This window comes from uncultured Caldilinea sp., from assembly GCF_937128415.1.
In the GTDB taxonomy this organism is placed as follows: Bacteria; Chloroflexota; Anaerolineae; order Caldilineales; family Caldilineaceae; genus Caldilinea.
Window position 1 is genome coordinate 1 of record NZ_CAKZMJ010000072.1, and the last position, 8,284, is coordinate 8,284.

Annotated in this window: 9 protein-coding genes and 1 pseudogene; all 10 read right to left on the bottom strand. The window is 61.8% G+C overall.

The features are described 5' to 3' along the window. Window positions 1-402 (bottom strand): FAD-dependent oxidoreductase (locus Q0367_RS13865; protein ID WP_298982925.1); only part of this gene is annotated, 402 nt, incomplete at its 3' end. 36 nt (window positions 403-438) lie between these two features. Then, entirely contained in the window at window positions 439-810 is a 372-nt protein-coding gene (locus tag Q0367_RS13870) for a hypothetical protein (RefSeq protein ID WP_297640553.1), read from the bottom strand. Between the two features lie 43 nt (window positions 811-853). Continuing rightward, a complete protein-coding gene (locus tag Q0367_RS13875; RefSeq protein WP_297640556.1) occupies window positions 854-1,339 on the bottom strand; it encodes a hypothetical protein in 486 nt (161 codons plus the stop codon). A 14-nt stretch (window positions 1,340-1,353) separates the two neighbouring features. After that, window positions 1,354-2,046 (bottom strand): metal-dependent hydrolase, encoded by a 693-nt coding sequence (locus tag Q0367_RS13880; protein ID WP_297640558.1) that lies wholly within the window; start codon window positions 2,044-2,046, stop codon window positions 1,354-1,356. A gap of 187 nt (window positions 2,047-2,233) precedes the next feature. Then, entirely contained in the window at window positions 2,234-3,106 is an 873-nt protein-coding gene (locus Q0367_RS13885) for an NADH-quinone oxidoreductase subunit I (RefSeq protein ID WP_297640561.1), read from the bottom strand. 95 nt (window positions 3,107-3,201) lie between these two features. Next, window positions 3,202-4,350 (bottom strand): NADH-quinone oxidoreductase subunit D, encoded by a 1,149-nt coding sequence (locus tag Q0367_RS21125; protein ID WP_363325874.1) that lies wholly within the window; start codon window positions 4,348-4,350, stop codon window positions 3,202-3,204. 195 nt (window positions 4,351-4,545) lie between these two features. Beyond that, window positions 4,546-5,028: pseudogene (locus tag Q0367_RS21130) on the bottom strand (NADH-quinone oxidoreductase subunit C); the annotation flags it as partial. A gap of 15 nt (window positions 5,029-5,043) precedes the next feature. Beyond that, window positions 5,044-5,829, bottom strand: coding sequence for an NADH-quinone oxidoreductase subunit B (locus Q0367_RS21135; RefSeq protein ID WP_333889669.1), 786 nt, complete (start codon window positions 5,827-5,829; stop codon window positions 5,044-5,046). A 276-nt stretch (window positions 5,830-6,105) separates the two neighbouring features. Next, complete coding sequence (locus tag Q0367_RS13900; RefSeq protein WP_297640566.1) at window positions 6,106-6,738, bottom strand: response regulator transcription factor; 633 nt, start codon at window positions 6,736-6,738, stop codon at window positions 6,106-6,108. Beyond that, window positions 6,731-8,284, bottom strand: a 1,554-nt coding sequence (locus Q0367_RS13905; RefSeq protein ID WP_298982929.1) for an ABC transporter ATP-binding protein, incomplete at its 5' end; no start/stop codon positions are given. The genes Q0367_RS13900 and Q0367_RS13905, both read right to left, overlap by 8 nt.

Sequence of the window (8,284 nt, forward strand, 5' to 3'; positions counted from 1 at the left end):
CCCCATGCGCAGCCGGTCGATGAAAGGAATGAGCGGAAAGCGCAGCACGCGGCTCACGCTGTCGAGCGGATAGTTTCGCCCCTGGGTGTGAATGGCGGTGTTAGGGCGGTAGGTCTTCAGCGCGCGCCGAAAGCCGATCTCGTCGAGCAGGGCCAGGATGGCGCGGTCGGAGAGGAAGAGATGATGATAAAAATGTTCAAGCGGCCAATCCCACTCGGGGCGTCCCTTGAAACCGGCGGCCAGCCCACCCAAATAGGAGGCGCTCTCAAAGAGCGTGACGCTGAAGCGACGCTCGCTCGTCGCGCAGGTGAGGTCATACGCAGCCGTCAGGCCGGTCACCCCGCCGCCGACGACGGCGATGCGCACGGCGTCGGCGGCGGCTGGCTGAGCTTCGTAGTTCATGTCCTTGCGGCTATGCAAGAGGATGACGCGTCGACCTCACGCCGCCAGCGAAAGCTCGCCGGGGCGCGCGCCGTGCTGAAGATGGGTGCTCAGTTCCTGCTGCGCTTTCTCGTATAATTTCAGCAAATCCTGATCGGTGCCTTTGAAGGATTGCACCGTCTGCGTGGCGCAGAGATAACAGCCGCGCAGGAATTTGTAGTTGTTGCTATTGCAGCGCAGACAGCCATCCAACTCGATCATCATCAGCACGAAAGCCAGGCTGTCGGGATGCGTCTCCGGCAAGGCGGCGACGCGATCGACCAGCGCCCGCCATTCCTCCCCGCGCAGGTCGCGCAGGCTGGGGATCAGATGCGCCGGAAAGAGCAGCTCCGCCTTGGTGTGGACGCCAAACTCGCTAATCTCGGACATAGAAGATTCAAATTCCTTCCCAAAAGAACCGTTCGTCAACTCCTCACTCGATCTCAAGGTGCACGTTTGGGACTTTGACCCTTTGAAATGGTCCAAGTCCGTTGTGGTCTTCACGTGCGCCAAGCAGTTGATTCAAGTTCGCCAGCAGCTCGGCCGCGTCGACGCCGCGGCTGGCGCAAAGCGCGGCGAGCGTCGCGTCCGGCTCGACGGCGCAGCTGCTGCACCCTCCCAGATGAAAGCCGGCCAGAATCTGCTGCGCCTGGGGATGGAGCAGCAGCGCCTCGCGCACCGTCATCTCCGGCGTAAAGCGGGCGTCGCCGGTGCGTTGCAGAAGCTCGACGCGTAGCCGCGCTGTGGTTTCCTCCAGCTGCTCGCGCAGCGTTCGCATCGACTCTTCGACTTTGAAGAGCGCACGGTTGTAACGGTCGAGTCGACCGCGGGCGGCGTCGAGCTCTCGCTGTAATTTCCAGGCGTAGGCAAGCGCAAGAAGCGCCAGCAAGAGCGCTGCAACACTCACAATGGTCGCCATAGGAGCCTTCCACTCTAGAACGAAATCGACTCTCCCACCGCCAGCACCGTGCAGTCGATGCCTGCTTCGCGCATCAACTTCTTGGCGAACGCCTGGGCGTCCACCTCGATCACCGGAAAGGTGTTGTAGTGGCAGGGGATGACGTGCTTCGCTTTGACCCACTGCGCTGCAATGACGGCGTCGTCCGGCCCCATGGTGTAGTTGTCGCCGATGGGCAGGATCGCCACGTCGACGCCGCCAAAGTCGCCGATCAATTTCATATCGTAGGTGAGCGCCGTGTCGCCGGCGATGTACAGGTCATGGCCGTCGTTGCAGTGAATCAAAAAGCCGTAGGGATTGCCGGCGTAGGTTCCATCGGGCAGCACGCTGCTGTGATGGGCGATGGTCAATTTGACGCGGCCGAAGGGGAAGGAGTAGCTGCCGCCGGTGTTCATGCCATGCGCCTTATCGACGCCATGGCGGCCCAACCAGGTGGCGATCTCGAAGTTGCAGATGACCTGCGCGCCGGTCTGTTTGGCGAGTATCACCAGGTCCGCCACGTGATCGCCGTGGCCGTGGGTCACCAGAATGAAATCCGCCAGCAGTTCCTGCGCAGTGACCGGCGCCACGGGGTTGTTGGGCTTCAAGAATGGATCGACGATGATTTTAGCGCCATCGACATCGATGCCAAAGGTGGCGTGTCCATACCAGGTAATCGTGAGCGACATGGTTCATCCTCCCTGTGATTTTGACCAGAATGAATCGATCGCGCGTCAACGCCATCCGTTGAAGTGCAGCTCTCGAACCAAAATAAAAGCCAGATTCATCGAACGATAAATCTGGCTTAGTGTACCACAGGTTGATGTGCAGATAAAGCTCGCCGGGAACTTGAAGGGGCGCTTCAGAAAACGGTTTCTATTCGCCGCTCTCTTTTTTCCGTTGGGCGGCTTTCTCTGCGGCTTTGCGCTTCAGTTCCTCCAGCCGCGCTCGCTTGGCGGCGGCTTCAGCGTCCTCCGTTTCGGCGCCGCCTTCTCCGCTCTCGCCGCCTTTGCGGGCTGCAGCCTTGGCGGCGGCCTGCGCCTTGAGCGCTTCCAGCTCTTCTTTGCTGCGTTTGGGTTTGGCTGCGCCGCTCTCGCCGCCCGCCGCCTGCGCCTGGGCTTTGGCTTCCGCGGCCCTCTTTTTCTCTTCCTCGCGGCGCCGCTCTTCTTCTTTTTGCTTTGCGCGCTGCGCCTCTTCTGCGGCGTACTGGGTTGGCCAGAGCGCCGCATAATACTCGACCGGCACCGTCAGCTCTTCTTTGTCATAGACAAGCTGGGGATAGCGGTCGTAGACGGCCAGCTCGTAGTCGTGATTCATTTTGATGGCGTCAAAAGGACAGAACTCGGCGCAGAAGCTGCAGCTCATGCAGACGGCCACATCGATGTAAAACTCCGCCGGCCGCGTGATCGGTTTGCCGTTCTCATCGCTATCGCGCACGATCCAGATGCACTGGGGCGGGCAGACCTTGGCGCAGATGCCGCAGGCGGTGCAGCGGTCTTCGCCGGCCTCGGTGTCCCAGATCAACATGGGGATATAGCGGAAGCGCTCCGGCAACAAGCGTCGCTCTTCGGGATATTGAATGGTCAACAGCCCTTCTTGCGAGATCGGCTGGTGGATGATGCGCCGTTTTTCGTCCACCTGAATACTGCCCTCATAGCGGCTCGGCTCTTTGCGCCGGTCGTCGATAAACGTCTCGGTGAAGTGCTTCAGCGTGACGCCAAGCCCTTTTAGCAATCCAGTGCCAAACATGCCAGTGCCTCCAAAGGTTGCTTCGTCCGGCGAGAGCGTCCTGGCGCATGTGCGCAACGGTCGACGCTGCGTCGCTCAGCGGGGTGAATTGTCCTTTATCGATCCACTTCGCCTAACACGATGTCAATGGCGCCCAGAATCACGATGGCGTCGGCGACCTTGTAGCCGACCGACATCGGCCCCAGCGCATTCAGGTTGATGAAGCTGGGGCTGCGCACGTGGTAGCGATAGGGGTTGGGCTTGTTGTCGCTGACCACAAAGAAGCCCAACTCGCCTTTGGGCGCTTCGATGCGTGCATAGGCTTCGCCTTCCTTGGGGCGGAAGGTGTAGCCGCCCTTGCCGCCCATGATTGTGCCAAAACCTTGATTGAGCGTGGCCGATGCGTATGCGTTCACTTCGCCGGGCGGGATGTCGCGCAGCGCCTGTTGGAGAATCTTTACGCTCTCGCGCGCTTCAAGCAGGCGAATATAGTAGCGGGCGTAGATATCGCTTTCCGGCAAGGTGGGAACATCGAAGTCGAAGCGATCGTAGATGCAATATGGCTCCACCTTGCGGATGTCGTAGGGCACGCCTGCAGCGCGCAGCATCGGGCCGGTCACGCTCAGGGCAATCAGATCTTCCGCCGACAGATAGCCGACCCCGCGGCCACGCGCCTTGATGATTTCGTTGCCGCTGAGCAGCTCATCCAGCTGGTCGAGCGCGCGCGGTAGGCGATCGTAGGCCAGGTACTTGGCGCGATCCACCCAGCCCGGCGTCAGGTCGCGCACAACGCCGCCGAAGCGCATGTAGTTGCACATCATGCGCGAGCCGCTCACCTCCTCGAAGAGGTCCAAGATCATTTCGCGCTCTTCGATGGCGTAGAGGGCGGGCGTCTGCAGCGCGCCGAGATCGTTGAGAATGAAGCCGATCGACCAGGTGTGGTTGATGATGCGCGTAAACTCCGCCATGATCACGCGGATGTACTGCGCCCGCTCCGGCACCTCGATGTCGAGCAGCTTTTCGACCGCCAGCGCATAGCCCAGGTTGTTGCTCATGGAGTTGATGTAGTCCAGGCGGTCGGTGAAGGGCATATTCATCAGCCAGGTGTTGCGCTCGCCGATCTTCTCATGGTTGCGGTGCAGGTAACCCATCTCCGGCTCCAGCGCCAGGATGGTTTCGCCCTCGACGCGCGTCAACATGCGGAAGACGCCGTGCGTGCTGGGATGGTGCGGCCCCAGGTTGATCACGATCGACTGGGTGTCCAGCTCGCCGTAGCCATGATGAGGAGCCTGGCTGACCGGCACATAGGTCACCGGCTCTTTCCAGGAGTCCGGATCCCAACCTTGCGGGTATGTATTGTTGTCGCCCCAAGGCAGCTTGTCCTCGTGCCACTGATAGCCGCCGCCCGGGTGCCGGCTCTTGAAGGGTTTGGCGTCTTCTTCGTAGTAGGCCTCTTTCCAGTCCTTGCGCAGGGGATGACCGTGGAAACCTTCCCAGGTCAGCACGCGGCGCAAATTGGGATGGCCCTCGAACTTAATGCCGAAAAGATCGTACACCTCCCGCTCTTGCAGGTTGGCGCCTGGATAGACGCTGGTGGCGGAGGGAACGGTTTCATTTTCCGGAACCCGCACGTGAAGGCGAATCGGACCGCCGCCCTTCTTCGTGCTGTACAGGTGATAGACGACGTCGAAGCGCTCGCTGATACCGGCGCGCAGCTTGCCCTTGTAGGCGGAATAGTCCACGCAGGTGACGCTGGAGAGCAAGTCATACTGCTCCTGGTCGCGCAGATGGGTCAACAGCGGGAGCAGTTTGTCCGGCGCCACGAAATAGGCTTTGTCGGTCTCTTCGGCCCACACGCCGATCACTGCGCCGGGGACGGCGTCATTGAAGGGAAGAGAGGGATCGATCGCCGGCGCTTCGGCAACGACTGTGGCTTCACTCATGAAAGAACCCCCTGTTTATGCTGGCTGTTTCTTCATTGCCCGGTATTTGGCCTGCGCCGCGCGAATGCGCGCTTTCACATCTTCGGGAATGGGCTGCGGCTGGAGGCGTCCCGTCGCAGCGGCGGCGCCGCCGGTCGCTGCAGTCGCCCCCAGCGTGTACTCCTTGATGACCTGCACCTTGCGCGGGTCGAAGATGTCCGGCCCCAGGATGGGAACGGGCACCGCTTCGCTGGCGCCTTTGCGATACCACGGCACGGTGGTGATGCTCTGACGTTCGACCTTTTCGTGCAGCTTGATCAGACCATAGAGCAGCGCTTCAGGCGTAGGCGGACAGCCGGGCACGTAGACGTCGACCGGGATGTATTTGTCGATGCCGCTGACCACAGTGTACCCCTCTTTGAAAGGGCCGCCGCCGGTGGCGCAGGCGCCCATGCTCAACACATAGCGCGGCTCGGCCATCTGGTTGTAGATGCGCACGATGGCCGGCACCATCTTCTTGGTCACCGTGCCGGAGACGATCATCAGATCGCTCTGGCGCGGGCTGGGGCGCATCACCTCCATGCCGAAGCGCGCCAGGTCATAGCGGCTGGCGGCGGTGGCGATCATCTCGATGGCGCAGCAGGCCAGGCCAAAGAGCAGCGGCCACATGCTGGACTTGCGGCTCCAGTTGTAAATCTTGTCCAGCGTGGTGACCATGACATTGGCTTGCAATTCTTCGGGGACCCGGATGCGGTCGTGCAAATATCGGCTGAGCTGTTCTCGCTTCAGGTCGCTAAATTGCGCTACTGGGGTTGTCGTCATAGAGCTGAATCCCTTGTTTGCAGCTTGCAGCGCACCGTGCAGGTCGCCGCCTTTGTCCGTTTGTTCGACAGGATAGCTGTTGACTCCTCGTCCACCCTCGAGTCGGTCAGTCCCTTGTGGATTGTGCAAAATTGTACATGATCCGCTTTCGTCTGGCAACTTTCTATGAAATTAACTGATGATATTGAGTCGATTAAATTTTTATCACAACCATCATAAAAATCACCTGAGTTCTTTGAAAGGAAGCCCGCTCTCAATTCGTCATAGCGAGGCCGTTTACAGCAAGATCAGTCCGGCTCGCATGGCTTTGACGACCGCTTCGGTGCGGCTCTGCGCGCCCAGTTTGGCGAGGATGGCGTTGACGTGAAATTTGGCGGTGTGATCGCTGACGCCGAGCGCGTGCGCGATCTCCTTGTTGGAGAGTCCTTCAGCCAGCAGGCGCAGCACTTCCAACTCCCGTCCGGTGAGCGGTTCGACCGGTTCGACCGTAGGGAGAGTCGTTGCCGTCGGTGGGCCGGCCAGCAACGACTCGTCAAAGACAACCAACGCGTACACGACCGCCTGCAACGCCGCCGCGAGCTGTTCCGCGCGGGCCGTGCGACGCAGCAGCCCGCGCACGCCCGCCGCCCGCACGGCGCCGGCGAGCGCAGGGTCGGCCAGCAGGGCGACGACCGGCGTTGCGTGCGCCTCGATGAACTGGATGAGCGCCGAGAGATGGCCGTCGGGCGTCCAGCCCAGATCCCAGAGCACGGCCTCTACGCCGACGAGGGCGTGCGCAGCAGCTGTGGCCTCTTCTTCGCCAACCTGTCCTGCGACGACGACGCCCGCCGTCTGCGCCAGCAAGGCCGCCAGCCCGGCGCGCGCCAGTGGGTCTTCGGCTACGATCAGGGTGCGGACGGCTTCACTCACAGCGTTTTTCTGACTGCGCCTGCGTTTCCGGCGCACTCTCGCTTTTGCGTCGCCACTGCATGGTGTAGAGATGATAGTACCGACCGCGCCTGGCGAGCAACTCCTGGTGACTGCCCTGCTCGACGATGCGGCCTCGCTCCATCACGATGATCTGGTCGGCGTTGACGATCGTGCTCAGGCGGTGGGCGATCACGAAGCTGGTGCGGCCGGCCATGAGCGTGTCCATAGCGCGCTGGATGATCTGCTCGGTGGCGGTGTCCACGTTGCTGGTGGCTTCATCCAGGATCAGGATGCGCGGGTTGGCGAGCAGGGCGCGGGCGAAGGCGAGAATCTGGCGCTGGCCTGCGCTGAGGTTGCCGCCGTTCTCCTCCACGCGCGTGGCGTAGCCTTCCGGCAACGCCATGATAAAGTCGTGCGCGCCGACGGCTTTGGCGGCTGCGATCACTTCCTCATCGGTGGCGTCCAGCCGCCCGTAGCGAATGTTGTCGGCGATGGTGGCGCTGAAGAGGAAGGGGTCTTGCAACACGATGCCCATCTGAGAGCGCAGGCTGGCGAGCGTGACGCGGCGCACGTCATGGCCGTCCACCATCACTGCGCCGGCGGTGACGTCGAAGAAGCGCGCCAGCAGGCGGATGACGGTGCTTTTGCCTGCGCCGGTTTCACCGACCAACGCAATGCGCTGGCCTGGCTCGGCGTGGATGGTGATATCCTCCAACACCGGCGCATTGTCCTTGTACCGAAAGGAGACGTGCTCGAAATCGACGCGACCTTCGATCGGGCCGATGTCCACGGCGTCGGGCGCGTCGGTCAGGTCGGGCGGCGTGTCGAGCAGAGAGAAGACGCGCTCGCTGGAGGCCATCGTCGCCTGGAAGGTGTTGTAGCGTTGCGCCAGCTCACGGATCGGATCGAAGAAACGCTCGACGTAGAGCACGAACGCCACCAGCACGCCGGCGCTCAGCGTCTCGCGCATCACCAGCCAGCCGCCCACGCCCACCACCAGCGCCGCGGCCAGCGAACCGAGAAAGTCGACGCCGGGGAAAAAGATGGCGGAGAGCCGGGTGGCGCGCACATTGGCGTCGAAGAAGGAGCGGTTAAGGTCGTCGAAATGCCAGAAGCTGCGCCGCTCCTGGTTGAAGCTACGCGTGACGCGCACGCCGGCGATCGACTCGTTGAGAAAGCCGTTGATGATCGAGAGCCGCTGCCGCGTGGCGCGATAGGCGTCGCGCACATGTCTGCGCCAGTAGTTGGTCAACAGCACCATCAGCGGCAACAGGGCGAAAGCCGTCAACGCCAGCCGCCACTCCAAAAAGATCATCGCCAGCGAAATGCCCACCAGGTTGAACGTCGAGCGCGTCAGCCCCGTGATCGACCAGGTGATGAACTCCTGCAAGACGCCCACGTCGCCGATCAGCCGGCTCATCAGCCGCCCCACGCTCATGTTGTTATGGAAGTTCAGCGAAAGGCTGTGGAGGTGGCGGAAGAGCTGACTGCGCAGGTCGGTGATGACGCGCGTGCCGACGAAGGCCATGATATGCACGCGCTGGCG